Source organism: Streptomyces sp. NPDC056738 (assembly GCF_042790435.1).
GTDB lineage: Bacteria > Actinomycetota > Actinomycetes > Streptomycetales > Streptomycetaceae > Streptomyces.
Window position 1 is genome coordinate 285,620 of sequence record NZ_JBHTZF010000009.1, and the last position, 25,266, is coordinate 310,885.

General features: G+C 71.5%; 25 protein-coding genes. 13 read left to right on the plus strand and 12 right to left on the minus strand.

Annotation, left to right across the window (positions count from 1 at the left end):
• Positions 1 to 141 precede the first annotated feature (141 nt).
• Positions 142 to 759, minus strand: coding sequence for a TetR family transcriptional regulator (locus tag ACFRIC_RS24740; RefSeq protein ID WP_382789365.1), 618 nt, complete (start codon positions 757 to 759; stop codon positions 142 to 144).
• 236 nt (positions 760 to 995) lie between these two features.
• Complete coding sequence (locus tag ACFRIC_RS24745) at positions 996 to 1,505, minus strand: hypothetical protein (protein WP_382789368.1); 510 nt, start codon at positions 1,503 to 1,505, stop codon at positions 996 to 998.
• 192 nt (positions 1,506 to 1,697) lie between these two features.
• On the opposite strand from ACFRIC_RS24745, the gene hmgA reads away from it, so the two are divergent.
• The 4 genes from hmgA to ACFRIC_RS24765 all read left to right on the plus strand — a co-directional run bounded on the left by hmgA (position 1,698) and on the right by ACFRIC_RS24765 (position 6,372).
• Positions 1,698 to 3,038, plus strand: coding sequence for a homogentisate 1,2-dioxygenase (gene hmgA / locus ACFRIC_RS24750; protein ID WP_382789371.1), 1,341 nt, complete (start codon positions 1,698 to 1,700; stop codon positions 3,036 to 3,038).
• A gap of 49 nt (positions 3,039 to 3,087) precedes the next feature.
• Entirely contained in the window at positions 3,088 to 3,837 is a 750-nt protein-coding gene (locus tag ACFRIC_RS24755; RefSeq protein WP_382789373.1) for a GntR family transcriptional regulator, read from the plus strand.
• A 41-nt stretch (positions 3,838 to 3,878) separates the two neighbouring features.
• Positions 3,879 to 5,093 (plus strand): type ISP restriction/modification enzyme, encoded by a 1,215-nt coding sequence (locus ACFRIC_RS24760; RefSeq protein ID WP_382789376.1) that lies wholly within the window; start codon positions 3,879 to 3,881, stop codon positions 5,091 to 5,093.
• A gap of 70 nt (positions 5,094 to 5,163) precedes the next feature.
• On the plus strand, positions 5,164 to 6,372 hold the full coding sequence (locus tag ACFRIC_RS24765) for a CaiB/BaiF CoA transferase family protein (RefSeq protein ID WP_382789379.1): 1,209 nt from the start codon (positions 5,164 to 5,166) through the stop codon (positions 6,370 to 6,372).
• A gap of 156 nt (positions 6,373 to 6,528) precedes the next feature.
• Here ACFRIC_RS24765 and ACFRIC_RS24770 read toward each other — a convergent pair whose 3' ends face one another.
• The 3 genes from ACFRIC_RS24770 to ACFRIC_RS24780 all read right to left on the minus strand — a co-directional run bounded on the left by ACFRIC_RS24770 (position 6,529) and on the right by ACFRIC_RS24780 (position 8,300).
• Positions 6,529 to 6,798, minus strand: a complete 270-nt coding sequence (locus ACFRIC_RS24770; protein ID WP_382789382.1) for a hypothetical protein — start codon at positions 6,796 to 6,798, stop codon at positions 6,529 to 6,531.
• Positions 6,799 to 6,913: 115 nt separating this feature from the next.
• Positions 6,914 to 7,702 carry an anti-sigma factor domain-containing protein gene (locus tag ACFRIC_RS24775; protein WP_382789385.1) on the minus strand — a complete coding sequence of 263 codons (789 nt, stop codon included), beginning with the start codon at positions 7,700 to 7,702 and terminating at the stop codon, positions 6,914 to 6,916.
• A 55-nt stretch (positions 7,703 to 7,757) separates the two neighbouring features.
• A complete protein-coding gene (locus ACFRIC_RS24780) occupies positions 7,758 to 8,300 on the minus strand; it encodes a sigma-70 family RNA polymerase sigma factor (RefSeq protein WP_382789619.1) in 543 nt (180 codons plus the stop codon).
• 283 nt (positions 8,301 to 8,583) lie between these two features.
• On the opposite strand from ACFRIC_RS24780, the gene ACFRIC_RS24785 reads away from it, so the two are divergent.
• The 4 genes from ACFRIC_RS24785 (at position 8,584) to ACFRIC_RS24800 (ending at position 15,420) form a co-directional block, all read left to right on the plus strand.
• A complete protein-coding gene (locus ACFRIC_RS24785) occupies positions 8,584 to 10,125 on the plus strand; it encodes a DUF4331 domain-containing protein (RefSeq protein WP_382789387.1) in 1,542 nt (513 codons plus the stop codon).
• A 130-nt stretch (positions 10,126 to 10,255) separates the two neighbouring features.
• Positions 10,256 to 11,875 carry a hypothetical protein gene (locus ACFRIC_RS24790; protein ID WP_382789390.1) on the plus strand — a complete coding sequence of 540 codons (1,620 nt, stop codon included), beginning with the start codon at positions 10,256 to 10,258 and terminating at the stop codon, positions 11,873 to 11,875.
• Entirely contained in the window at positions 11,872 to 13,734 is a 1,863-nt protein-coding gene (locus ACFRIC_RS24795; protein WP_382789392.1) for a sulfite exporter TauE/SafE family protein, read from the plus strand. The genes ACFRIC_RS24790 and ACFRIC_RS24795 overlap by 4 nt, the downstream gene beginning before the upstream one ends.
• A 45-nt stretch (positions 13,735 to 13,779) precedes the next feature.
• Positions 13,780 to 15,420, plus strand: coding sequence for a protein kinase (locus ACFRIC_RS24800; protein ID WP_382789395.1), 1,641 nt, complete (start codon positions 13,780 to 13,782; stop codon positions 15,418 to 15,420).
• Positions 15,421 to 15,527: 107 nt separating this feature from the next.
• Here the strand turns inward: ACFRIC_RS24800 and ACFRIC_RS24805 are convergent, their stop codons facing one another.
• On the minus strand, positions 15,528 to 16,334 hold the full coding sequence (locus ACFRIC_RS24805; protein WP_382789398.1) for an SGNH/GDSL hydrolase family protein: 807 nt from the start codon (positions 16,332 to 16,334) through the stop codon (positions 15,528 to 15,530).
• A 352-nt stretch (positions 16,335 to 16,686) separates the two neighbouring features.
• Here ACFRIC_RS24805 and ACFRIC_RS24810 point away from each other — a divergent pair, with 352 nt between their 5' ends.
• Complete coding sequence (locus ACFRIC_RS24810; protein ID WP_382789400.1) at positions 16,687 to 17,781, plus strand: DUF5925 domain-containing protein; 1,095 nt, start codon at positions 16,687 to 16,689, stop codon at positions 17,779 to 17,781.
• A 55-nt stretch (positions 17,782 to 17,836) separates the two neighbouring features.
• On the opposite strand, the gene ACFRIC_RS24815 is transcribed toward ACFRIC_RS24810, so the two are convergent.
• Positions 17,837 to 18,211 (minus strand): GntR family transcriptional regulator, encoded by a 375-nt coding sequence (locus ACFRIC_RS24815; RefSeq protein WP_382789402.1) that lies wholly within the window; start codon positions 18,209 to 18,211, stop codon positions 17,837 to 17,839.
• A 71-nt stretch (positions 18,212 to 18,282) separates the two neighbouring features.
• Here ACFRIC_RS24815 and ACFRIC_RS24820 point away from each other — a divergent pair, with 71 nt between their 5' ends.
• Positions 18,283 to 19,212: a GNAT family N-acetyltransferase gene (locus ACFRIC_RS24820; protein WP_382789405.1), complete on the plus strand. Its 930-nt coding sequence runs from the start codon at positions 18,283 to 18,285 to the stop codon at positions 19,210 to 19,212.
• Positions 19,193 to 19,693, plus strand: a complete 501-nt coding sequence (locus ACFRIC_RS24825) for a DUF402 domain-containing protein (RefSeq protein ID WP_382789408.1) — start codon at positions 19,193 to 19,195, stop codon at positions 19,691 to 19,693. Before ACFRIC_RS24820 ends, ACFRIC_RS24825 begins: the two co-directional genes overlap by 20 nt.
• 230 nt (positions 19,694 to 19,923) lie before the next feature.
• Here the strand turns inward: ACFRIC_RS24825 and ACFRIC_RS24830 are convergent, their stop codons facing one another.
• Positions 19,924 to 20,547 (minus strand): class I SAM-dependent methyltransferase, encoded by a 624-nt coding sequence (locus ACFRIC_RS24830; protein ID WP_382789622.1) that lies wholly within the window; start codon positions 20,545 to 20,547, stop codon positions 19,924 to 19,926.
• Positions 20,548 to 20,752: 205 nt separating this feature from the next.
• On the opposite strand from ACFRIC_RS24830, the gene ACFRIC_RS24835 reads away from it, so the two are divergent.
• Positions 20,753 to 20,887: a hypothetical protein gene (locus tag ACFRIC_RS24835; protein ID WP_263974428.1), complete on the plus strand. Its 135-nt coding sequence runs from the start codon at positions 20,753 to 20,755 to the stop codon at positions 20,885 to 20,887.
• Positions 20,888 to 21,037: 150 nt separating this feature from the next.
• On the opposite strand, the gene ACFRIC_RS24840 is transcribed toward ACFRIC_RS24835, so the two are convergent.
• Positions 21,038 to 21,535 carry a GNAT family N-acetyltransferase gene (locus tag ACFRIC_RS24840; protein WP_382789410.1) on the minus strand — a complete coding sequence of 166 codons (498 nt, stop codon included), beginning with the start codon at positions 21,533 to 21,535 and terminating at the stop codon, positions 21,038 to 21,040.
• 279 nt (positions 21,536 to 21,814) lie between these two features.
• Between ACFRIC_RS24840 and ACFRIC_RS24845 the strand changes: the two genes are divergently transcribed.
• Positions 21,815 to 22,960 (plus strand): hypothetical protein, encoded by a 1,146-nt coding sequence (locus tag ACFRIC_RS24845; protein ID WP_382789414.1) that lies wholly within the window; start codon positions 21,815 to 21,817, stop codon positions 22,958 to 22,960.
• Positions 22,961 to 23,021: 61 nt separating this feature from the next.
• Here ACFRIC_RS24845 and ACFRIC_RS24850 read toward each other — a convergent pair whose 3' ends face one another.
• The 3 genes from ACFRIC_RS24850 to ACFRIC_RS24860 all read right to left on the minus strand — a co-directional run bounded on the left by ACFRIC_RS24850 (position 23,022) and on the right by ACFRIC_RS24860 (position 25,175).
• Complete coding sequence (locus ACFRIC_RS24850; protein WP_382789416.1) at positions 23,022 to 23,567, minus strand: NUDIX hydrolase; 546 nt, start codon at positions 23,565 to 23,567, stop codon at positions 23,022 to 23,024.
• Positions 23,568 to 23,654: 87 nt separating this feature from the next.
• On the minus strand, positions 23,655 to 23,813 hold the full coding sequence (locus ACFRIC_RS24855) for a hypothetical protein (protein WP_382789419.1): 159 nt from the start codon (positions 23,811 to 23,813) through the stop codon (positions 23,655 to 23,657).
• A gap of 630 nt (positions 23,814 to 24,443) precedes the next feature.
• Complete coding sequence (locus ACFRIC_RS24860) at positions 24,444 to 25,175, minus strand: ISAs1 family transposase (protein ID WP_382789422.1); 732 nt, start codon at positions 25,173 to 25,175, stop codon at positions 24,444 to 24,446.
• Positions 25,176 to 25,266 lie beyond the last annotated feature (91 nt).

The following is a 25,266-nucleotide window of genomic DNA, read 5'->3' on the forward strand; positions in this document are numbered from 1 at the left end:
TGAGGGGGGTCATGTCGGATTCCGGCGCGGGGACGCCGACGGGCCCCGGGAAGCGGGCGAACGGCCGGGGCACCCGGGGGCGGCGGACGGCCGGGAAGCGGGAGCCTGTGGCCGGACGGGGCCGAGCGGGCCGGGGTCCGGCTAGTCGAGGACCCTGGCCAGATAGGCCCGCAGCAGTTCGCGCGTCTCCTCGATGATCCGTTCGTCCCCCTGCGGATCGACCCGGAAGGCGAGGTGGACCAGGGTGTCGGCGCTCTCCACGGCCACGAGGAAGCAACGGCGCAGATCGTCGTCCGGGGTGCGGTCGAGATAGCCGGAGAGCAGGTCGGTGAGACGGTCGGCGACCCGGGTGTTGGGCTCGGCGTACCGGGCTCCGACGGGGATCTGGTTGCCGAAGTCGACGAGGGAGAAGCCCGGCGCGGTGCGCTTCATGGCCAGGTACTCGTCGAGCACCGCGTCCATCGCGGCCCGCCAGTCTCCCCCGCCCGTCTCGCTCAGGCTCTGGGTGACGCGCTCGGTGTAGAGCTCCAGGTTGCGCTGGGCGAGCGCGTCGGCCATCGCCCGCTTGTTGCCGAAGAAGCGGTAGACGGAGCCGATGGGCACACCGGCCCGCTGGGCCACGGCCCGGGTGCTCAGCCCGTCGTAGCCCACCTCGTCGAGGAGGTCGGCGCAGGCGTCGAGGATTCTGGTCAGTCGTTCTGCGCTACGCCGCTGTACGGGCGCTCTGCGGAGCGATGTCGCATGGGGCACGCTCTTCATGATGCCTTTCCGCCGGGGTCGGGTGAACCTCGCCCTTCAGTACGCGTCTGCGTGCCGTGACCACTCATTTCCGGCGGGCGCTCGCGTGCCGTGACCACCCGTCGCACCCCGGACCGGGCGCCGTCGACGGCTCCCGGAGGCACGACGCAGGCGTCCCCGAGGGCGCACGGGCGCCCGACGCCGGCCTTCCCCGAGAACGCCCGGTCACTGCGCACCGGACGGCGCGGCCGCCGGCGTCAGCCGTTCGCGGCGGAACCCGAGGCCGTGATGTCGGCGGTGCTCTCCACGGGCTTGCCGCGGACGGCCCACACGGTGCCGTCGTCCGCGTACAGCCGTGCGGTGACATGGTGGGTGCCGCGCGGCACCAGGTCCTCGGCCAGGTGGTACTCGGCGGTGCGCAGCCGCGCGACGGTACGGCCGTCGACGTACAGGTGGGCGATGCCGCGCCCGGCGACCGGCACGGCGCGCGTGCCCGCGGGCGAGAAGCCGAAGTGGCGGACGGTCAGCCGCACGTCCCAGCCGGAGGCGGAATCCGGCTGGATCTCGATCGCGACCTCGGGTGCCCCCTTCCTGGCCACCTCACGGTAGAGCCGCCCCTCCTCGTCCATCTCGTCGAGCAACGTGCCCACGGGCGAGGCCGAGATCCTGGTCCCCCGCTCGTGCGCTTCACCGGCGCCGCAGCCCGCGGCTCCGCCGGACAGGGCGCAGATCGCGAGCGCGGCGAGCAGTCCTCGTGTCCACCGCATGGGCGGGAGCGTAGAACAAGGCCCATCCCGGCCGGATCCCCCTGAAGTCGGGTTCTTCGACCGCGCGGACGCCCTTGAGGACTAGTCCCCTGGCAAATCCGGCCAACCCGCGAACCGCTCCGGTCCACCTCTTGCGCGGGACCGAACCGAATCCTACGGTGATACATAGGAATCAGGCGCGAGGGAGCGATCATGAGCGGGGACGCGAGGAAGACGGCCGAGGGGCTGGCCTACCTCACCGGATTCGGCAACGAACACAGCTCGGAGGCGGTCCCGGGGGCCCTGCCGCACGGCCGCAACGCGCCGCAGCGCGCACCGCTCGGCCTGTACGCGGAGCAGCTCAGCGGCTCGGCCTTCACCGAACCGAGGGCGTCCAACCGGCGCTCGTGGCTCTACCGGATCCGCCCGTCGGCCGCGCACCCCGCGTTCACCCGCGCCGACAACGGCGCGGTGCGCACGGCGCCGTTCACGGAAACGGTGCCCGACCCGAACCGGCTGCGCTGGAACCCGCTGCCCGAGCCCCCCGCCGGGACGGACTTCCTGGCGGGCCTGTGGACCCTCGGCGGCAACGGCGACGCGAGCCAGCGCACCGGCATGGCGGTGCACCTCTACCACGCCAACTCCTCGATGGAGCGGGTGTTCAGCGACGCCGACGGCGAGCTGCTGATCGTGCCGGAGCGCGGCGGCCTGCTGCTGCGCACCGAGTTCGGCCTGCTGCACGTGGAGCCGGGGCAGATCGCGCTGATCCCCCGGGGGGTGCGCTTCCGGGTGGAGCTGCTGGACACGGCGCCCGAGGGCGGCCGCGGCCGTGGCTCCCGGGGCTATGTGTGCGAGAACTACGGGGCGCCCTTCCAGCTCCCCGACCTCGGCCCGATCGGCGCCAACGGCCTCGCCAACGCCCGCGACTTCCTCGCCCCGGTCGCCGCGTACGAGGACGTCGAGGGCCCGGTCGAGGTGGTGAACAAGTTCTGCGGCAACCTCTGGACGGCGACGTACGACCACTCGCCGCTGGACGTCGTCGCCTGGCACGGCAACCACGTGCCGTACGTCTACGACCTGCACCGCTTCAATGTGATCGGCTCCATCAGCTACGACCACCCGGACCCCTCGATCTTCACGGTGCTCACCTCGCCGTCCGACACCCCGGGGCTCGCCGGGGTCGACTTCGTCGTGTTCGCGCCGCGCTGGCTGGTGGGCGAGGACACGTTCCGGCCCCCGTACTTCCACCGGAACGTGATGAGCGAGTACATGGGCCTCATCGAGGGCGCGTACGACGCGAAGGCGGAGGGCTTCGTGCCGGGCGGCGGCTCGCTGCACAACATGATGTCGGCGCACGGACCGGACGAGGAGACCTTCCTGCGCGCCAGCGCCGCCGAGCTGAAGCCGCAGAAGATCGACGACGGTCTGGCGTTCATGTTCGAGACCCGGTGGCCGGTGACCGCGACGGCCCAGGCGGCCGGGGCGGAACACCTCCAGCGCGGCTACGACGACGTGTGGAAGGGGCTCGGACGGCACTTCCGTCCGGCCGGCTGAACAGCGCCGGCCGTTGCCTTCCACGCCCGCGACCGGTACGGATACCCTCGTGACCTCCTTCGCTCCCGATTCGATCGTCCTGAACCGCAAGCTGCCGCTGTGGTATCAGGTGTCGCAGTCCCTGCGCGCCTCCATACTCGGCCGCACCCCTCAGGATCCCCTTCGCCTGCCCACCGAGGAGCAGCTCGCGGGGCACTACGGGGTGAGCGTGCTGACCATGCGGCAGGCGCTCAAGGAGCTGGAGGCCGAGGGGCTCATCACCCGGCACCGCCGGCGGGGCACGTTCATCGAGCCGAGCGCCCGGCGGGGCGCGCCCGTGCGGCTGCTCGGCTCGGTGGACGCGATCGTGGCGCAGCAGTCGGGCATGACGACCGAGCTGCTGGACCAGGGGAAGACGCCCGTGTCCGGCGAACTGGCGGAATTCTTCCCGGATGTGGACGAGGTGGCGACGTACCACCGGCTGCGCAGTGACGAGACGACGGGCGAGCCGACGAACCACGCGCGCAACTACCTGCGGCCGGAGCTGGCCGACCGCATCGACCGGGAGGATCTGATCCGCTGGCCGATGACCAAGGTGCTGCGGGACGTGCTCGGGGTCGGCATCAGCCGGATCACCGACACGGTGGAGGCCACGCTCGCGGACCCGGAGACGGCGCGGCTGCTCCAAGTGCCGCTGCTCAGCCCGATCCTGCGCTACACGGGCGTCATCCACGGCACGGACGGGCAGGCGCTGGACGTGGCGGTCATCCACTACCGGGGCGACCGCTTCTCGTTCACGGTCACGCTCGACGCCCACTGACGATGGCGTCCGGGGACGGCGGGAGGCGCCCGCGTCGTACGATGCCGAGCGTGACGTCCGACGCCGCTCCGCTGCTCGCGGATCTCATGCCGTGGTCCGTCGCACCGCCGAGGCTGGGCCGGAGGTGGCCGACGGCCCCCGACGCGGCGTCCCTGAAAGCACGCTGGGACGCCCTCGTACGGGCAGAGGGGGAGGACCGGGAGGCGCTGTTCGGGCCGACGCGGGCGCGCACCACGCACTCCGCGGTCGCCCAGCTCCCGGGCCAGTCCAGCGGGACGGGCCGCCTCGCCCGGGTGTCGGACCCCTGTCCCGTACCGGTGCGCGTGCTGAGCGCGCCCTTCGACGAACAGTGGCTGATTCCCGACCACCGGCTGATCGACTCCGCCCGCCCCGAGCTGTGGCGGGTGGCGGGCGAGGAACAGGTCTTCGCCGTCGAGCAGACCCCGGTGCCCGAGTCCTCCGGGCCGGCCCTGCTGGCCGCCTCCGTGCTGCCGCTGAGCGCGGGCCGCGGCGGGCGGGTGCGTCCCCTCTACCGGCGCCCCGGCGGCCGCGAACCGAACCTGGCGCCGGGTCTGCTTGAGCATCTTGGCGCACGTCTGGGCCACGCTCCCGCGCCCGTCGACGTCCTCGCCTGGACGATGGCGGTCGCGCGGCACGGCCGGGACGGCTGCCTGGTCCCGCTCACCGCCGACCCGGAAGTGTGGTCGTACGGCGTCGAGTTGGGGCGGAGCATGCTGCGGCTGATGCAGCGCGACGGCGAGCGCCCCAAACTCCCCGGCGGCCGCCGCCCCTATGTGCGCGCGCCGCTGTCCGCGCTCCCCCAGGGAGTCCGGCCGGTCACGGGCCCGCTCCTCACCGACCCGTTCTACGACCGCGCCGAGGAAAGCCTGCACCTCGGCGACGGCAGGATCTCGCCCGTGCCGCCCGAGGCCTGGGACTTCGAGGTCGGCGGCGTGCGCGTGCTGGAACAGTGGTTCGCGGCGCGGACCGGGGCGAGCGAGCCCGGCACGCTGGAGGCGATCGGCCCGGCCGGCTGGCCGCAGGCCTGGACGTCCGAACTCCTCGAACTCATCACGGTGCTCGCCCTCCTCGCGGAACTGCGTCCCCAGCAGGCCGCGTTGGAGCCGGTCTCACCGATCACCCGGGCGGAGCTGCGCACCGCCGGCGTCCTCCCCGTCCCGGCCGCGGCACGCCGCCCGGCCTCGGTGCTCGACCACCACGAGGAGGGTCCGGACGGCCAGTTCGCCCTGATCTAGGATCCACCGGCGGACGGCCGCCGCGGCACCTCCACGAAATCAGTGCATGACAAAAGTATGTCCAGGGTCCATGATCCATCGCATGCAGCCCGATCCTCTGCCCCTCGAAGGCATCACCGTCGTCGCCGTCGAACAAGCCGTGGCCGCGCCCTTCGCGACCCGGCAGCTCGCCGATCTCGGCGCCCGGGTCGTCAAGATCGAGCGGATCGACGGCGGGGACTTCGCGCGCGGCTACGACACCGCCGCCCAGGGCCTGGCCTCGCACTTCGTGTGGTGCAACCGGGGCAAGGAGTCCGTCGCCCTCGACCTGAAGGACCCGCGCGGACTCGACGTCGTACGCCGTCTCGTCGCGGACGCGGACGTGTTCGTGCAGAACCTCGCCCAGGGGGCGGCGGCGCGGCTGGGCCTGGACGCGGCGACCCTGTGCGCCGAGCACCCCCGGCTGATCGCCGTGGACGTCTCCGGCTACGGGCCGTCGGGGCCGTACGCCGGCAAGCGGGCGTACGACATGCTCGTGCAGTGCGAGGCGGGGCTCGTGTCGGTGACGGGGACGCCCGAGCAGCCGGTGAAGGCGGGCATCCCGGCCGCGGACATCGCGGCGGCCATGTACGCGTTCTCGGGGGTCCTCGCGGCCCTGGTGCGGCGCGGCACGACCGGGCGCGGGGGCCCCATCGAGGTGTCGATGCTGGACGCGCTCGCGGAGTGGATGGGGCATCCGCTGCACCACGCGATGCACGACGGGACCCCGCCGGCCCGTACCGGCCTCGCCCACGCCGTCATCGTCCCCTACGACGTCTATTCGACGGCGGACGGCGGACGCGTGCTGTTGTCGGTGCAGAACGACCGCGAGTGGCGGCGGCTCGCCCAGCAGGTGGTGGGGCGGCCCGAGACGGCGGACGATCCGCGCTTCGCGACGAACGCGGCGCGGGTGGCCCACCGGGAGACGGTGGACGCCCTCGTCGCCGAGGCACTGGGCAAGCTCGGTGCCGACGAGGCGGTGGCCCGCCTGGAGGCCGCGGGCATCGCCTGCGCCCGGCTGCGGGACGTGACGGAGGTGGCGGAGCATCCGCAGCTCGCGGCCAGGAACCGCTGGCGGGAGGTGGGATCGCCGGTCGGGCCGCTGCGGGCGCTGCTGCCTCCGATCACGCTGCCGGGCGGGGAGGAGGCACGCATGGGGCCCGTACCGCGGCTCGGCGAACACACGGGGTCGGTGCTGCGGGCGCTGGGCATGACGGACGCGGACGTCGCCGAGCTGCGGCGGGACGGGGTGGTGCGCTGAGCCTCAGGGCTCAGTGAGGGTGGTGACCCGCGCTCCGGAGGTGGTGATCACCGGGCACGCTGCCCGCCGTGGGGATGACGGACGCGGAAGGACAGCGGTGCGCCGGTGCGGTGGAGTCGCCGGAGCGCGGGTCGAGAAGGCCGGTACCGACAGCGGTCAGCGGTCGCCGAACAGCGAGCGCCGCAGCCGCCTGAGCGGGGCGAAGAGCGAGACCCGCCGCACGCGCGCACCCCTGGAGCCGCTGTCGCGCGCGTGGTCGCGGGTCGTGAGCTCACGCATCAGCGACGTCGCCTCGACCGTCTCGCGCTGCGGTATGGCGGGACCGCCGAGCACCGCGAGATGTCGGTCGAGGCGCGAACTGGTCGCGCTGCTCCCGCACGTGATCGCAGGGACGCGTGCCCTGCTGCGCACTGTTATCTGTTCCATGTCACTCCCCACCCGTACAAGTCCACCCGGCCCGGGCAGACTAACCCTATCGCCCCCTCGTGGCGCGCGTGTATCCCGGACAAAGGATTCACCTTCCCCGTAAGGGGGTTGACGGTTACTCTCCGAATCCAACCGTTTCCAGGGCGAGTTGGACAACAGGCGAGGTGGTGGGCTGTTCCGATCCGCCGTGAGGCTCGACGGTCACTGCGAGTGACGTCGCGCTCGGGTTCAGTCCGTCGGCGACGAGGGGCGTGTCGCCGTCGAAGAGACCGAGGGAACGCGGTTTCTCGTTGGGGCGCATGAGCCAGAGCTGATGAACGCGTCCGCCGGCGGGGGTGCCGAGTCCGCTCAGTGTCACGACGGCGCGCCGCTCCGACGCGGAGGCCACTACTCCGATTCCGCGGCCCCGCGCGTCCCGTTCCGCGGTCGCCCGCGCGTCCGGCGCCGCCAGAACGTGGGCGATCTCACGCGCCTGGGCGCGCTCCTGGTTCAGGTCGTCGCGCGCCTGGGTCGCCTGCACGGCGAAGAGCGCGGCGACGACGAGCGCCGCGGCGGCCGTGGCGGTGGCGAGCGGGGCGAACAGCGGACGGAACCGGGGGGCGCGCGCACGCGCGGGCTGCCGGGAGGGCCGCACGCGGGGCAGCTCCCGTCCGGCGGGTTCCTGGGGTGCCGTGCGTATCGCGGTCAGCACCCGTTCGCGCAGCGCGGCCGGCGGGGCCGCCGCCGTGGACCAGGCGAGCCGTACCGCGTCCTCCGTCAGCGCCCGCACCTCCTCGGCACAGCGGTCACAGCCCCTCAGATGGCGTTCGAAGCGGCGCTTCTCGTCGCCGTCCAGCGCGTCGAGGGCGTAGGGGGCGGCGAGTGAGTGCAGATCGCGGCCCAGCAGTCGGTCGAGGACGCTCATGCGGCACCCCCCTCTCTTCCGTTCGGATCACGGCCCGGCAGGCGGTCGGTGGCGTTCACGCGACTCCTCCCAGGCAGTCGCGCAGGCGGGTGAGCCCGTCGCGCATACGGGTCTTGACGGTGCCGAGCGGCAGGGAGAGCCGTTCGGCGACCTCTCGGTAGGTGTAGCCGTCGTAGTAGGCGAGCGTGACGGACTGCCGTTGCAGGGCGGTGAGCCGGTCCAGGCAGCGGCGGACCCACTCGCGTTCGAGCCCCGCCTCGACCTCCTCCGCGACCTGGTCGAAGGCGGGGTGGTGATGGCGCTGCCCCTCGCGCTGCTCGCGTTCGGTGGCCGCGCGGGCGCTGCGCACCCGGTCGACGGCACGGCGGTGCGCGAGCGTGAGGATCCAGGACAGCGCGCTGCCGCGGCGGGGGTCGAACTTCGGCGCGGAGCGCCAGAGTTCGAGCAGGACCTCCTGCGACACCTCCTCCGACTGCGCGAGGTCGCGCACCACACGGCGCACCAGTCCGAACACCGGCCCGGACACCAGTCCGTACAGCTCCTCGAACGCCTTCTGGTCGCCTCCGGCCACCAGTACCAGTAGTTCGTCAGCCTCCACCCGTCCCCCTCTGCGGCCGTGCACGGACCGTCCTTTCCCTTACGTCTTCGCAGCGAACCCGTCTACGGATGGGTTACGGATCAGGAAGCCGAAAACGCGTGTTCTTCGCTGATCAGTTCCGGTGTCCGCGAGCGGTCGGCCCGCCCGTCCGGCCGAAGAAGCCTCCCCGCAGATGAAACAAGCCGGGGGAACCGCCGTAAAGACGTTTGGGATTTCGACCAATCCACCCCGGCGACCGCTCCGAATGGCGTGCGTCAGGCAAGTTGGACAGAGGACGGACGGCATGACACCTATCTCCAGGAGCGGCGCGGGTCGCAGGACTCTCGTGACCCTCGTATGCGGTGCGCTGGCTGCCGGGGGGCTCGCGGCCGCCGGCGCCACGGCGCTGACGCCGGGGGCGGCCTCCGCCTCCAGCCACCGGGAGGCCCCGCTGATCTCGGGCACTCCGCAGTACGACAACACGGACGTGTACGCCTTCGTCAGCCCGGACAAGCCGGACACGACGACGATCGTGGCGAACTGGATCCCCTTCGAGGAGCCCGCGGGCGGACCGAACTTCTACACGTTCGCGGACGACGCCCAGTACGACATCCACATCGACAACAACGGTGACGCGCAAGGTGAGTTGATCTACCGCTACACCTTCAAGACGCACCGCAAGAACGGGGACACGTTCCTCTACAACACCGGTCCGGTCACCAGCCTGGACGACCCGGACCTCAACATCACGCAGACGTACGACATCGATCTGCTGCGGCTGCACAACCAGCGGCTGGTGTCGAAGACCAAGGTCGCGGACGACGTCCCGGTCGCGCCGTCCAACGTCGGCAAGGCGTCGATGCCGGACTACGCGAAGCTGCGCCACCACGCGATCTCCAAGCTCGCGGGCGGCACGACGACGTTCGCCGGCCAGGCGGACGACCCGTTCTTCCTGGACCTGCGCGTCTTCGACCTGCTGTACGGCGGGAACCTGACCGAGGTCGGACGGGACACCCTCAAGGGCTACAACGTCAACTCCATAGCCCTGCAGGTCCCGAACGACATGATCCGTGAGTCGGAGGGCCAGCCGATCGTCGGCATCTGGTCCACCACGCAGCGCAGGGACGCCCGCGGCCACTACACCCAGGTCTCGCGTCTTGGCATGCCGCTGGTCAACGAGGTCGTCAACCCGCAGAAGGACAAGGACAAGTTCAACGCGTCCGCGCCCTGGGAGGACGCCCAGTTCCTGAAGAACGTGACCAACCCGGAGCTGCCGAAGCTCATCGAGGGGATCTACAAGATCAAGGCCCCGGCCGAGCCCCGCAACGACCTGGTCGACGTGTTCCTCAAGGGCGTCAAGGGCCTCAACCAGCCGCCGCACGTGCGTCCGGCGGAGGAACTGCGCCTCAACACCTCGATCAAGCCGACCATGCACCCCAAGCGGCTCGGTGTCCTCGACGGTGACAACGCGGGCTTCCCGAACGGGCGCCGGCTCACGGACGACGTGATCGACGCCTCGCTCCAGGTCGTCGAGGGTGAACTGGTCGGCTCCAAGAACGACTTGGGCGACGCGGTCGACAAGAACGACAAGGGCTTCGAGAAGTCGTTCCCGTACGTGGCCGAGCCGACCTCGGGTTCGCGCGGCGCGCTCGCCAAGGGCACGACCAGCGGGACCGACGTGCGCAGCCAGCTCGGCGACGCGCTGCAGCCGGCCGGCAGCGGCTCCGGCGGCGGCACCGACACCGTGCTGATCGCGGGCTCCGCCGCGGCGGGCGCCGCGGGCATCCTGCTCATCGGCTCCGGTCTGCTGTGGTGGCGCCGACGGATGTACAACCGGGCGTACTGACCCGGCACCGGGCCATCTGACCCGGCTCCCCTACTGGCGCGGCCCGCACGCAGTTCGACCCCCCACGGTGCGGGCCGCGCCGCCCCACCCCCCACGACGACCGTTCCACCAAGGACTTTGAGGAGAGGGCATGTCCCCGCGTACGAACGACAACGCGACGCCGGACGCCGACAGGGCCACGCCCGACGAGACCCCCGTGGGGGCCACGCCCGCCGAGAGGACCGCGGAGGCGACTCCCGCCGAGAAGGCGATTCCGTCCGCGGAGGCGACTCCTGCCGAGCAGCCGACTCCGGCCGCGGAGACCACGGGCGGCCCGGACGCCCCGGTGACCGTGCCTGACGCGGACACCCACGCCGAGAACGGCGTCGGAGACGGCGGTGACGAGCGGGTGGCCGCCGTGCGCCGGGTCTCGCAGGCGCAGCGCCGCTGGCGGGCCGCTCAACTCGGCTTCTGTGCCGCCGCGTTGGCCGTCGCCATGACGGCGGGCGCCGTGGTGCTCGGCGCGCTGCGGGACGGCGCGACGACTCCCGCCGTCGCGGCCGTGTCCAACGGCGTGTCACCGCAACTACTCGCGAGCGGCGACCTCGACGCGAGCGTCCTCTCCCTCCAGGCCCATCTCCGCTCCCAGCCCAAGGACTTCGGCGGCTGGGCCACCCTCGGCCTCGCCTATGTCGAGCAGGCCCGCACCAAGGGCGACCCCTCCCGCTACCCCCAGGCGCAGAAGGCGCTCGGCAAGTCCCTGAAGCTGCGCCCCGACTACGATCCCGCCCTCGCCGGACAGGCCGCACTCGCCGCCGCCCGGCACGACTTCACCGACGCCCTCACGTACGCGGACCTCGCGCTGAAGCAGAACCCGTACAGCGAGCGCGCCCTGTCCTCCCGCATCGACGCCCTCGTCGAACTCGGCCGCTACGACGAGGCGTCGAAGGCCGCCGACCTCGCGGACTCGCGGCGCCCGGGCGTCCCCGTCTTCACCCGCTACGCCTACGTCCACGAGCTGCGCGGCGACGTGAAGACCGCCCGGCGGGTCCTGGAGCAGGCGCTCGCGACGGCGACCAGCCGCGGAGACATCTCGTACGTCGCCTCCGCGCTCGGCCAACTCGCCTGGAACCAGGGCGACTACGACTCCGCCCTCACCTACTACGCACGCGCGCTCGCGGCCGACGACGCCTACCTCCCCGCCCTGGAGGGCCGGGCCCGCACCCAGGCCGCCAAGGGCGACCGGGCGGCGGCGATCAAGGGGATGGAACTGGTCGTGCAGCGCTATCCCCTGCCTCAACCTCTCGTCGAGCTCGGGGAGTTGTACGAGGCGCGCGGCGCGGCCGGCGACAAGCAGAAGGCCCGCGACCAGTACACGCTGGTGAACGCCTGGATCTCGCTCGCCCACGCCTACGGTGTCAACGCCGACCTCGACACGGCGCTGGCCGCCGCCGACCACGGCGACCACAAGGCGGCGCTCACGGCCGCCCGCGCGGAGTGGGCCCGCCGGCACACCGTGCACACCGCGGACGCGCTCGCCTGGGCCCTGCACGTGTCGGGCCGCGACGCCGAGGCCCTGCCGTACGCGCGCCGGGCCACGGCCACGGGCTACCGCAACGCGTCCTTCCTCTACCACCTCGGTGTCATCGAGAAGGCCACCGGCCACACCGGCAAGGCCCGCACCGCGCTCACGGCGGCCCTGGACCTGAACCCGGGCTTCTCGCCGCTGGGCGCCCGCGAGGCCCGTAAGGCACTGGAGGCCACGAAGTGAGGGCGCCCCGGTTCCTCGCCCTGTGCGGCACGGTCCTGACCGCGGCCTGCGCGCTCGTGCTGGTCCCCTCGGGGGCGGCCGACGCGCATCCGCTCGGCAACTTCACCGTCAACCGCTACGACGGACTCGTCGCCGCCCCCGGGCAGTTGCGTGTCGATCACGTCGAGGACCTGGCCGAGATCCCCGCCACCCAGGCCAAGCCGGACATCAAGCGGCTCGGCATGGGCGACTGGGCCCGGCAGCGGTGCGAGACCGCCGCGCACGGCAGCGCGGTCACGGTGAACGGGCGGCCGGTGAGGCTGACCGCGGGCGCGAGCACGGCACACCTGCGGCCCGGCCAGGCGGGACTCGACACCCTGCGCGTCGAGTGCCGGCTGACGGCTCCGCTGTCCGGCGAGGGCGCGCTCACCGTGGGCTTCCACGGCGCGGGCGCCGATCACGGCCCCGGCTGGCGCGAGATCACCGCCCGGGGCGACCGGATGACGCTCACCTCCTCGGACGTGCCGCGCAAGTCCGTCTCGGCGGAGCTGACCGAGTACCCGAAGGCACTGCTCTCCTCGCCCGCCGACACCGCCACGGCCTCGCTGCGGATCCGCCCCGGTGGCCCCGCCCTCGTCGAGGAACGGCGCGACGCCCCGGCCGCCTCCGTGCTCCCGCGCGGCGCCGACCGCTGGACCCAGGCGCTGAACAACCTGGTGGCCCGCCACGACCTCACCTTCGGCTTCGCGGCCCTCGCCCTCGTCATCGCCGTGGGCCTGGGCGCACTCCACGCGCTCGCGCCCGGCCACGGCAAGACCCTGATGGCCGCGACGGCGGCGGCGCGCGGGGGCCGGGCCCGGTTCAAGGACGTGCTGCCGCTGGCCGCCTCGGTGACGGTCACCCACACGCTCGGAGTGGTCGCGCTCGGCCTGCTGGTCACCGCGGGCTCGGCGGCGGCCCCCTCCGTGATCGCCTGGCTGGGCGTGTCCAGCGGCGTCCTCGTCACGGGCGCGGGCGCCACCCTCCTGCGCCGGGCCTGGCGCAACCGGCCCTCCGCACACGCGCACGGCCATGACCACGAGCACGGGCACGACCACGGGCATGAGCACGGACACGACCACGGCCATGCGCACGACCACGACCACTCATCCCCTCACGACCACGCGCACGATCACGATCACGATCGCGCTCCGGTCCATCCCCACGACCATGGCCGGGACCACGCGCACGAGCACGAGCGGGAGCCCGTGTCCGTCCCCGCGCACACGCACGCGCCCGACGACGATCACGCGCACGGGCATGAGCACATGGACACCGCGCGTCCCCTGGTCCTGGCTCATGCCACCGCGTCCGCCACGGCCGGGACCGCCACCGTGACGGCGACGGCGACCCGCACCCACGACCACGTCCAGACGCACCCGCACCCCCACCCGCACGACCACGACCACAGCCACAGCCATGTCCCGGCCCGCGCCCCCCACTCCCCCACCCTCGAACACACCCACGGCGGCTTCACCCACACCCACGAGATCGCGCCCACCGTCCGCGGGACGATCCTGCTCGGGTTCGCCGGTGGGCTGGTGCCCAGTCCGTCGGCGGTCGTCGTCCTCGTGGGCGCCGCGGCGCTCGGACAGGCCTGGTTCGGCCTTCTTCTCGTCCTCGCGTACGGCGTCGGACTCGCCCTGACGCTGACGGCGGCCGGGTTCGCCGTCGTCAAGCTCGGCAGCGGCGTGAACCGCGCCCTCGCCGGACGCCGGCGCTGGGCCGGAGGCCGCCTCGTCCTCCTCGTCCGCAGGTTCGCGCCCCTCGGCTCGGCGCTGATCGTCGTGGCGCTCGGGGCCGGATTGGTGCTCAAGGGGGCGGCATCCGTACTCGGCTGAGCTACTTTTGGGGAGAAAACGCGCGGATGCGAATGGGGGACGCACGTGTCCGAAGATCCGGGCAGTGAACGTGTGATCGCGGGGCGCTACCGGCTGCTCTCGCCGCTGGGCGAAGGCGGCATGGGCACGGTGTGGCGCGCACGCGACGAAGTGCTGCAACGCGAGGTCGCCGTGAAGGAGGTCCGTGCCCCGGCCGGGCTCCCCGACGCCGAGATCGAGCGGATGTACGCGCGTCTGGAGCGGGAGGCGTGGGCAGCCGCCCGTGTCTCCCACCGCAATGTCGTGACGGTGTACGACGTGGCCATGGAGGACGGCCGGCCGTGGATCGTGATGGAGCTGATCCGCGGGATCGCCCTCTCCGACCTGCTGGACGCCGAGGGTCCGCTGGATCCGCAGCGCGCCGCCCACATCGGCGCCGAGGTCCTCGCCGCGCTGCGCGCCGCGCACGAGGCGGGGGTCCTGCACCGGGACGTCAAACCGGGCAACGTGCTGATGGCGAACGACGGACGGGTCGTCCTCACGGACTTCGGCATCGCGACGGTCGAGGGCAGCTCCGCCCTGACCATGACGGGCGAGGTCATCGGATCGCCGGAATTCCTCGCCCCGGAGCGGGCGTTGGGACGCATCCCCGGACCCGAGTCGGATCTGTGGTCGCTCGGCGTACTGCTGTACGCGGCGGTCGAGGGCAACTCGCCCTTCCGGCAGCCCACTCCGCTGAGCACCCTGCGGGCCATCGTCGACGAACCGCTGCCGCCGCCCCGTCGCGCGGGCCCGCTCGCCCCCGTCATCGAGGGGCTGCTCGCCAAGGATCCGGCCGAACGGACGAGCGCCGAGTCGGCCGAGCGCGAGCTGCGGCTCGTCGCGGCGGGCGGTACGGCGCCCACGCGCCCCATGGGCGCCGCGACCCGCTCCTCCGAGGCGCCGACCGTCGGGGTGTTCGGCGTGCCGGGGCCGTCCTCCGCGACACCGCCCCAGGGGTTCGGCCCGCCTCCCGCGACCCTGCCCTCGGCCACCCCCGCCGCGGAGCCCGAGCGCGATCGCCGGGCGGCCTTCGCCATCATCGCGGGCCTGGTCGCGCTGGCACTCGCCCTCGGCGGACTGACGTACGCCCTGCTGAACAAGGACAAGGGTGGCGGCGGGAACAACACCGGGCAGGGGAACACCAGCAGCGGCGGCACCGGCACCACCGACGGCGGTACCTCGGGCAGGAAGAGCGAGAGCGCGACCGCGGGCGCGACCGGCGGTCAGAGTCCCTCCAGCAGCGCTCCCGGGGGCGGGAGTTCGACCACGGCGCCGCCTGCGCAGTCCGTCCATGTGACGCTGACGGGGCATCACACCGACTACCGGGGCACCTGTCCCCCGCCGAGCGGAGAGGCTCCCTCGTTCACGGCGACGTTCACGGTGGGCCGTGTTCCGGTGGATGTCGAGTACCGCTGGGTGACGAAGACGGGCGAGGTGACCGATCCGGGCTGGAAGACGCTGTCGTTCCCCGCGAGCGGCGGCAGGACGCAGCAGAAGACGGTGGTGGCGACGACGTACGACACGAGCGGGGAGTTCGCCAACTCGATCAGCGTGGAGGTGCGCAGCCCGGTGCGGGTGACCTCCGACTCCGTTCCGTTCACCATCACGTGTGAGACGGAGACCCCGACGGACGGGGCCTCCGCATCCGTGTCCGCCTCCCCCTGAGGGGCTGGCGGTGTCCCGGGCAGGGCGGGCGTTCTCCCTGCAGGGACGGGTGTTCTCTCGAAGGGTTCCGGGGTGGGGGCCCGGAGTCCGGGGTGGGGACCCGGAGGTCAGGCGGCTCCGGAGAAGGCCGGCAGGTAACCGCCGGAGTGACCGGTCGCGGTCGGGTGGTACGACACGCCGATGTCCAGCCAGTTCAGGCTGTGCAGCCAGGCGCTGCCGGAGCAGATCTCGTGGCCGGTGAAGTTGCCCCTGACGTCGGCGAAGGTGAAGCCGTGGGCGGAGGCACGAGCGGCGATGGCGCTGTCCAGATAGTCGGCCGCGCCGTTGATGGCGGACCGTTCGGCCTCCGAAAGGCCGGTCAGGCAGCTTCCGTTGAGCTTGTAGAAGCGGGGGTAGCCGAGGACGACCACGTGGGCGGCCGGGGCCTTGGCGCTGATCGCCGAGTAGACCGAGTCGAGCTTGCCGGGGAGCGTGGAGTCGACGTACGCCTTCGCCGTGGCGATGCGTGAGAGGCAGGAACTCTCGGACTGCAGGACACAGGTCGTCATGACGTCCGAGAAGCCCGCGTCGTTGCCGCCGATGGTGATCGAGACGAGCCCCGTGGAGGAGCTGAGCGGGCCGAGCTGATTCGCCGTGACATCACCCGTACGAGCGCCCGAGCAGGCGGTGAAGTCGAACGACGACGGTGAATGCGCGGCGTTCCAGAGATAGGGGTACGCCTTCGTGCTGCGGTCGCAGTCGCCGCTGGAGCTGATGTAACTGCCCGCGCCGACACCGGAGGAATAGGAGTCACCGAGCGCCACATAGCCGGTGGCCGCCGCGGTTTGCGCCTGAGCCGCTGCCGCCCCGGTGAGGGCGAGGCCGGCGGCCAGGAGGAGTGAGGTCATGTATGCCGAAAATCTGGGACGTCTCATGGAACCTCCCTTTAGCAGGATCTCTGCCACAACTTTGGTAGCAGCTACGCGTGTTGACAGGAAGTGTCCATGCCAAGACTCTTATGCATCAACCAGCCGATCCGCCCCCGTTCATCACATATTTCTCTACATGTCCATGTCGGTTGGATGACCGGCGCGTGACACGAGGACACGAGGCGTCAACTCCCTTACACAGCACGGGAGATCAGCGGCCGTCCGGTCCGGGACGGCCGCAACGCCCTTGGGGAACAAGAGGGAGGGGATACACCCGAAGAGCGGGAACGAGCGCGACACATGCGACGCACCGCGGAAACCGGGTGCACGGGGCGCCCGCGTGACAGATCATGGCGACATGTCTGCGAACCCACACGACGCTCTGCCGATCAGGCTCAACGTCGACGACAGCGACTCGCCGTCGGACGTCGTCGACGCGCTGTTCCTCGGTCGCTTCGCGACGGGCGAGCAGCCGCACTCGCACGCGGTGAACATCGACCGCGTACGGTCCGGGGCCACGCTGCTCCCACCGGGCGCCCGGGTGCTGCGCTCCGCGCGCGACGACGACCGCAGCGCGACCCTCGCCGAGGGCGACGGCTGGACGCTGCTGGTGTCCCGCTGGAACCGCGGTGCCGACGTCACGGTGACCGCGACCAGCGTCGAGCTCGCCGAGAAGGTGCTGAAGCAGGCCACGGACGGCGCGGCGGACGAGCCCGAACCGCAGCCGGAGAACGTCACGATGGGCTTCTGGTACGTGTCACCGCGCCGGGGACCGCACCGCACGACCCGGCAGATCTCGGCGGGCACCTGGGAGGAGGTCCGCCCCAACTACACGGCGCCGGTCGCGGATGCCATGGACCGCCTGATGAAGACGACGCCGGAGGACATCGCGGGCCGGCTGCTCCTGCTGCACGGCCCGCCCGGCACCGGCAAGACCTCCGCCCTGCGCACACTGGCCCGTTCCTGGCGCGACTGGTGCCAGGTGGACTGCGTGCTGGACCCCGAGCGCCTCTTCTCCGACGTCGGCTATCTGATGGACATCGCGATCGGCGAGGAGGACGGCAGCGGCAAGGGCCGCTGGCGGCTCCTGCTCCTGGAGGACTGCGACGAACTGATCCGCGGCGAGGCCAAGCACACCGCGGGCCAGGCCCTGTCCCGGCTGCTCAACCTCACCGACGGACTGCTCGGCCAGGGCCGCAACGTCCTCGTCGGGGTCACCACCAACGAGGACCTGGAGCGCCTCCATCCCGCCGTCGTCCGCCCCGGCCGCTGCCTCGCCCGCATCGAGGTCGGAGCGCTCACCCGCCGCGAGGCGGTGAGCTGGCTGGGCACCGAGGAAGGCGTCTCACGCGAGGGCGCGACCCTGGCGGAGCTGTACGCACTGCGCCGCGGAACGACCCCGACGTCGGTCCCGGACCAACGCGAGGGCGCGGACGCGGGGCTGTATCTGTGACACCCCGGGCCCGAAGGCCGGAGGGCAAGGGCCCGGGGGACCCGAGGGAGGGTGGCTAGCCGGCGTCCTCGAAGGCTGCCCGCAGGGCGTCCCGTACGGCGGCCAGCGCGGTGTCCTCGGTCAGGCCGAGCCGGCGTGCGCGCTCCGCGTAGGCCTGCGCCGCCGACGCGGCCTCGCGGGACGCGGCGTCCCCGGCGGCGGCCACGAACGTCCCGTTGCGGCCCCGTGTCTCGATCACCCCGTCCGACTCCAGCGCCCGGTACGCCTTGGCCACGGTGTTGGCCGCGAGACCGAGCGACTCGGCCAGCCCCCGTACCGTGGGCAGCTTGTAGCCGACCGGCAGCTCACCGGACCTGGCCTGCTCGGAAATCTGGGCGCGCACCTGCTCGTACGGCGCGGCCCCCTCTGCGATGCGGATCTTCAGGGTCACCCGGCGATTGTCCCGTACGCGCGCGAAAATGAGAGGCATCCGCCCACGGCGCCCGCGTAACGTGCGATCACATGACCGTGATCGTTCGCGAACTTCGGCACGACGACCCGGAGGACGCCGCGGGCTACGCGCGCGTCCGGCAGCAGGCCCTCCCGTTCATGCTCTTCACCCCCGAGTCCGTCGTCTACGACGTGGAGCGCGCCCACCCGGACTCCCACTACCGGCCGTTGCTGGCCGAGGAGGACGGTGAGCTGATCGGCACCGCGCAGGTGGGCCTCGTGTACGACAGCCCGGAGCCCGGCCAGGGGAACCTCAACATCTACGTGCACCCGGAACGGACGGGACGCGGGGCGGGTTCGCTGCTGGCCCGCACCGCCGAGGAGCGACTGGCCGCCCTGGGCGCGACCCGCCTGCACGCCTGGGTGCTGGACACGCCCGAGAACCGCTCCTTCGCCGAGAAGCGCGGCTATCGCGCCGCCCGCTCGGCGCACTTCCTCCGCCTCGACCTCGCGAACGGCACCCTGCCCCCGCTCCAGTCCCCGCCGGACGGTGTGGAGTTGCGTACCGGAGCGGACTTCGCCGACGACCCCCGACCGCTGTTCAGGCTGGACGCGGAGACGCTTCTCGACGAACCGAGCGACATCGAGCGCGAGTTCACGGACTACGAGGCCTGGCTGACGGAGACCTGGAACCACCCTCTCCTGGACCGTGAACTCACGTCCGTCGCGCTCGTCGACGGACGCCCGGCGGCGTTCAGCGCGGCCCGCACCGACGGCGGCACCCGCTACGGCACCGTGATGACGGGCACCGCCCGCGCCTTCCGGGGCCGGGGTCTGGCCAAACTCGCCAAGAACCACTCCCTGCACCGGGCCCGCGCGGCGGGGTTCACGGAGGCATTCACGGGCAACGACGCCGGCAACGGCCCGATGCTGGCGATCAACACATGGTTCGGCTATGAAATCTGCGCGACGGAGGTGAAGTATGTCCGTGACCTCGGCTGACACGCCCGGCACCTTGGAGATCGTACTCGTCAAGGCAGGCCGTACGAAGATCAGTTACCCGGCCGAACTGCTCGCCGACGACGGCACCCGGGTGGTCGTCCGTGCCCCCTGGGCCGGAGACGGCGTCCGCGACTTCGGCTTCGTGCAGTTCGAGAAGGGCGACATCTTCACCGAGTACTACTGGCGCGACCGCTGGTACTCGGTGAAGGAGGTCCGGGACGCCTCGGGTGAACGCAAGGGCTGGTACTGCGACATCACCCGCCCGGCCACCGTGTCCGGAGACCGGCTCGTCGTCGAGGACCTCGACCTCGACCTGTGGCGCTCGGCCGACGGCAGGGACGTACGGCGCCTGGACGAGGACGAGTTCGCGGAGAGCGGGCTGGCGAGCAGCGACCCGGCCGCCGCGGCCGCCGCCGAGAAGGCCCTGGACGACCTCGAACACCTCGCCCGCGAGGGCGGCTTCGAGGCCCTGCTCGCCTAGGGCCTGTCCGGGTGGGGTCCCCCTGCTCGAAGGGGTCGGGGGACCGTGCCAGGCGTCTCCGGCCGGCGAGACCGTGCGAGCGAGACCGTGCGAGCGAGACCGTGCGAGCGAGACCGTGCGAGCGAGACCGTGCGAGCGAGACCGTGCGAGCGGGCCCTAGGGCGGGCCCGCACGGCAGTGCCACCGGGCACGCCCTGGAGCCTGCCCGGTGACACTGCCCGACTCGGCGCTCAGAAGCGGGCCACCACCGCGTACCGCTCGTCCTCCACGTCCCGGCCCCACAGCCGCGCGTCGGCCGACAGCGGCTCCACCCGCAGGTCGGCTGGGTCGGACAGCAGCGGCCGGAGCAGGGCGGCCGTCCGCTCGGCGGATATGCCGACCGGGCTCAGGGTCCCCCACACGCCCTCGACGAGCACCAGCCGCCCTCCCGGGCGCAGCAGCCCGCGCCAGTGCCGCAGCACGCGCGCGGGATCGGGCAGCGTCCACAGCACATGGCGGCTGAGCAGGACGTCGAAACGCTGCTCTCCGACGGGCGGCGCCACCGCGTCGCCGACGAGGAAGACCGCGTCACGCCCGGCCAGCTTGGCGCGGGCCCGGTCGATCATGCCCGGGGCGAGATCGACCCCGGTGACGCTGTGGCCCTGCTCGGAGGCTATGAGCGACAGGCTGCCGGTGCCGCAGCCGACGTCGAGCAGATCGCCCGGCTTCTCGGGCAGCCAGTCCCGCAGCCGCGCCTCCCAGGCGGCGCGCACCTCGGGGTCGCGCAGCCCGTGGTCGGGCTCCTCGTCGAACGTGCCGGACTCCGCGTCCCAGTCGAAGTCCGCCCCTGCCTGCGTACCGCCGTCGCTCACCATGCGTTCCACGATGTCACCCACCACTGACAATCGGCGTCGGCCTGCGCGGTCGGTCCGTGGACAGGCCGCGGGCGGCCCATGCGGGGCGATGGGGGACCCGTGGGTGACGGCCGCCACAGACAGATCGCGACCGATGAGGAACTCTCCCCGAAAGGGTCTACCTCCGTACAACCGCGGAATCCGGTAGACGCCCGAGGAGGCAGCCATGCGCCGTGTGACCGTGCAGAAGCCCCTGAGGAAGTCGGACTCCCGCCGTGTGCGGGACGAGCCCGACGAGCGCCCCGCCGAGCGCCCGGAGGTCCGGAAGGACATCGCGCGCACCTGGTGGCCGGACGGCTGAGCCACCGTGCCGTGGCCGGCGCGCGTGCGGCCGGATCGCGGTGGACTCCCCTCCCCCGGGCCGCTCACGACCGGATCGCGACGGACTCTCGCAGACCGCTCACGACCGGTCCGGTCAGCCGCTCACGGCCGTTGCGGTCCGGTCGGCCGCTCACGACGGGTCCGGTCCGGTCAGCCGCTTGCGGTAGTGGATCCGGTCGTACGGCCCGTCGGCGCGCCGCTCGGCGACCTCGTACCCGTACCTCGGGTAGATCTTCTGGTTCTCCCACATCATCGCGTTGGTGTAGAGCCTGATCTCGTCCAGCCCGAGCGCCCGCGCGTGTGCCTCGACGAAGCGCAGCAGCCGGCCTCCGATGCCCTGGCCGTGAGCATCGGGCCGTACCGCGACGATGTCGAGGTACAGATGGTCCGGGCGTTCCTCGACGACCACGAGTCCGAGCACGGGCTCCCCCGTGACGAACACCCGCCCCGCGGCCACGTTCGCCGCGTGGTCGGCTTCCATCGGCACCGGAACGAGCCCGATGCGCTCCACGTACGGCTGGAAGGCGGCGTCGATCACTGCCTTCACGACGGGCACGTCGGCGGCGCGGGCCGGCCGTACCCCGAACCCCTCGCCCGTCTCCCCGGATTCGCCCGGCGTCCGCGCCATGCCCGCACCCACCTGCCCACTTGATCGCCGTCACGTACGCCCCCTTGTACACCGAACGCCGCCGCGACGCTGCGCTGCCGCGAGCCCTGGAGGCGGCGCGCCGGAGCCGATACCGTCGCCGCGAAGGCCGCGAGCGTGCCTTTCTCAGGCACGCCCGAAAACACCACTGTCGGAGGAAGAGTGTCTCCTGCTGCGGGAAACAGCACCCATGTCTTTCTGAGCGAGACGGAACATCATGGCGGCGCTGTCACCGACCCTGGAGGATTACGGGCGCGGATAGTGCAGAACGCCCTCTTCGCCGAGCGGCTGGTCGTCACCGATTCCCAGGTGCTCCTCAACGTGGCATTGCGTTCACTCCTCGACGGGCGGACCCCGTCGACCCGCGAATGGCGCGCGGATCTCGCCGAATTGATCAGTTCGGGCATGCTGGTCGTCGTGCGCCGCGACGCGGCGGGTTCCTTTCGTGAGATCCGGGACGACCATGAGGCGCGCGGTGTGGGCGATGTCCCGACCGAGGAATACGCCGAGCTCATGGACGAGATCACCGAAGGGCACATCACCCCGTACTCGGTGGACAAGGTCAGCGAGCGCTTCAAGCGCAGGACGGCGGACCGTCTGACCGAGCTGATCGGTCCGCCCGACGACTCCTATGCCCGGACCCTGCGTGCCGCGGTGGAATGGATCCACGGCCAGGATCCGCTGTACTACAACTCCCTGCGCCGATGGATCGAGGAGCGGCGAACGGCTCACCGGGAGAGCTCCGAGGTCGCGCTGGCGGCTGTCGAGCGGTCGGCGAACTGGGCCTACAGGACCTCCTTGCCCGCTGAACTGGAGATACCCGTGGCATGGGGCGCCCAGCGCACGCCGTCCACGGTCGCGCTGCAAGGGGACGCTCCCCGAGGCGACTTGACCCTGCCCGGCTATGTACTGAACCCCTATGTGCTGGCACGCCTCCCCGCGGGCGTGGTCAACGAAGCCGTCGGGCTGGAATCCCGGAAAGTGGTCGTCGATCAGTTCGCGAAGGCTCACAGCGGCCGACCGGTGGACACCGACGCGCTGAGGGACGGCGTCGAGGACTTCTGCATGCACCTCCAGGAAGCCGCGGTCGCCGCTTTCCGTGGCCTCGACGCCGACGCTCTGGTCGCTGTCCGGGACGAGCGGGTCACGGCCAGGCTCCACGTCTCGGCGTCGTCCGTCGCCACCGGGTCGCTCGACACCCTGATCGGATTGATAAGTTCCGGCTTCAGCCCCGCCTCGCTCATGCTGAATCTGCTCTCCATGCCCTTCGACATCGCCCAGGACAAGAAGGAGAGGAAACTGAAGCGGGAATCCGAGCGGCTCAAGAACGCCTGGCGGCTGGAGAAGCAGCTCCCCGAGCACGAGAAGCTGCTGCGGATCGTCAGCCCGACGGAACCTCCCGAATGAGATGAACAGCCGCCAAGGCATGCCAGGCGTCGCCGGGCAGGCGGGAATTGTCAGGCAGGCCCTAGGACTCCCGTGGCCACGCGAGTGCGGCGGCGGCGATGGTGATCGCGCACCGTACTCGCTGGTCCGCGAAGGCGGTCAGCAACTCGGAGGAGCTGAACCAGACCGGTTCCTCCACCGATTCCATGACGTCCGGTGACCGCTTCCCGAATTCCGGGCCCTCCACGAAGGCCTCGACCACCTCGATGGGAGACTCGATCAGGCCGGTCTCCGCGTAGAGCGCGCCCAGTCGCTTGGTGGTGGCCGCGGTCAGACCGGTCTCCTCGTTCAGTTCCCGGACCGCGGCTTCCTCGGCCGACTCACCTGGCTCCCGGCCTCCTCGCGGGAATTCCCAGGACAGTTCGCCGATCGGATAGCGAAACGCGGGAACGAGCGCGACGGTGTCGGCCCACCGGGGCACGACGACGACACCCGGCGTCGACCACGCCCACCGAAGATAGCGCCCCGGCTTTCCCCCCGGAGAGACGACGGCATCGTCGTACAGGCTCCCGTAGGCGTTCCGGTACACCTCGACGGCCTCTTGCCTCCGGATACGACGTGGTTGCATCGACGGCCTCCGAGAACGGATTCATCAGGCGACATCACGCTACAGCGGGTGAGCACGCCCGAAGCGAGGGAAGGCCGAGGGATCGACCTACTCCCGAAGCGGGGAAAGGTCGAGGGAACGGCCTTCCTCGACGACTTGGTAGCCGGCGCTCGTATACAGGTTCATCGCCACCTCGTTGCCACCCCACACGGTGAACATGAGCGCCGAGTCGCCCGCGGCGAGCGTCGCCTTCTCACCGGCCGCCATCGCGTGTATCACCGTTCTCAGTCCAAATGGCAATGCGTGATGCCTGCCGCTTAGCGCTCTCGTCTGCGGTCTCCCGTGATTGGGCAAGTTGGTCAGCAGACACCCGTGCCTGGTAGTAGGTAGCGACTCCTGTGAAGGCAACGTGCCAATGCCGAGCCCGATACCTACGATTGCGCCGAGCCTGCTCCAGTCGATCCGATGCCACCAAGATGCCCGCCCCGCTCGCCGTCTAGCGCGGATCCGACCCGGGCCAGGGCGTCTGCGTGCCAGGCGGAGACGCAGTCCCCTCTCCGCACCCCTGTTGCTCATGTATCTCCCCCATCGTCGTGGTGTGCGACTGAAGAAGCAGATAGCAGCCCGGCGGACCGGTACCGGGTCCCGAGGGGGCACGCGCCACAACACCTGAGCGCCGTCCAGTGCGGTTCCGCAGCCTTGCGAAGGGTTCTCCGCATCAGATATCGCCCTCACCAGCTGCAGGCTGGTCCCCCAGGGCTCGCAATCTGCCGCAGGCTCCTACTGACTATCTGTGGACGCGGCCCAGCGGAGTCAGCACGCCAAAGCATCTGACCAGTCGACTTTCACGGGGTCGATGCGCCTCAGGGTCTTTGCGTGAAGTGATCTTGTCGGGGTTCATCCGGTGATGCCGAGGGCGGTCAAGGGCCGGCAGTAGTCGCCGGCCGTGTGGCGGAGAGCTGCTGCGATGTTCCGGTGGCCCATCTCGCGGTGGAGACCGATCGCGAGGTTTCGGAGGCTGGCCATGATGCGGGGCAGACCGTCGGTGCGGACCTTGGAGTCGTCCTCGCGGAAGGTTCGGTCCCTGACGTGGTGGATCTTGTTCTCGACGCCCCAGTGCCTGCGGATCCAGGAGGCGATCTGCGCTCCGCTCGCTTCGCCGGGCTTCAGGCTGGTGACCAGGTAGACCCGTTCGATCGTGAGCTTCCCGGCGGTAAGGTCTCGCCTCCAGCGCACGACTTGAAGGGCTTGACGGGCTCCCGGGTAGGCGATGTGGCGGAACGCAGCGGTCTTCAGGCGGCGGATCTCGTGCCGGTGGTGGGCCCGGGTGCGTTCGATGTGGTCCAGGCTGATCTCGGTCCAGGGCAGGCAGCGGATCCGGTCGTGAAGCGTCGGATGGTTTGGCTTGACGACCGAGATGTAGTGGGCGCCGCGGCCACGGAGGTAGCGGGCGTGGTCGTGCTGGGTGTGCAGGGCGTCCGCAGGGATCACAGCACCGTTCAGGTCGATCGTGTCCAGCAGTGGGGCGGTGGCGGGTATCTCGTTGCTCTTGTCGGCGATCTGCCGCTGGACCAGGACCTTGCCGTGCTTGGTCCATCGCGGCGAGCAGGGTGACCGCCGGCGGGTCACGGGTGCGGGAACCTCTCACGGCCTTGCCGTCGACCGCAATCACCCTCCGTTCGCCAGCGGGGCTGCGGGTGGCGAGGAAGCTGCCGACGGC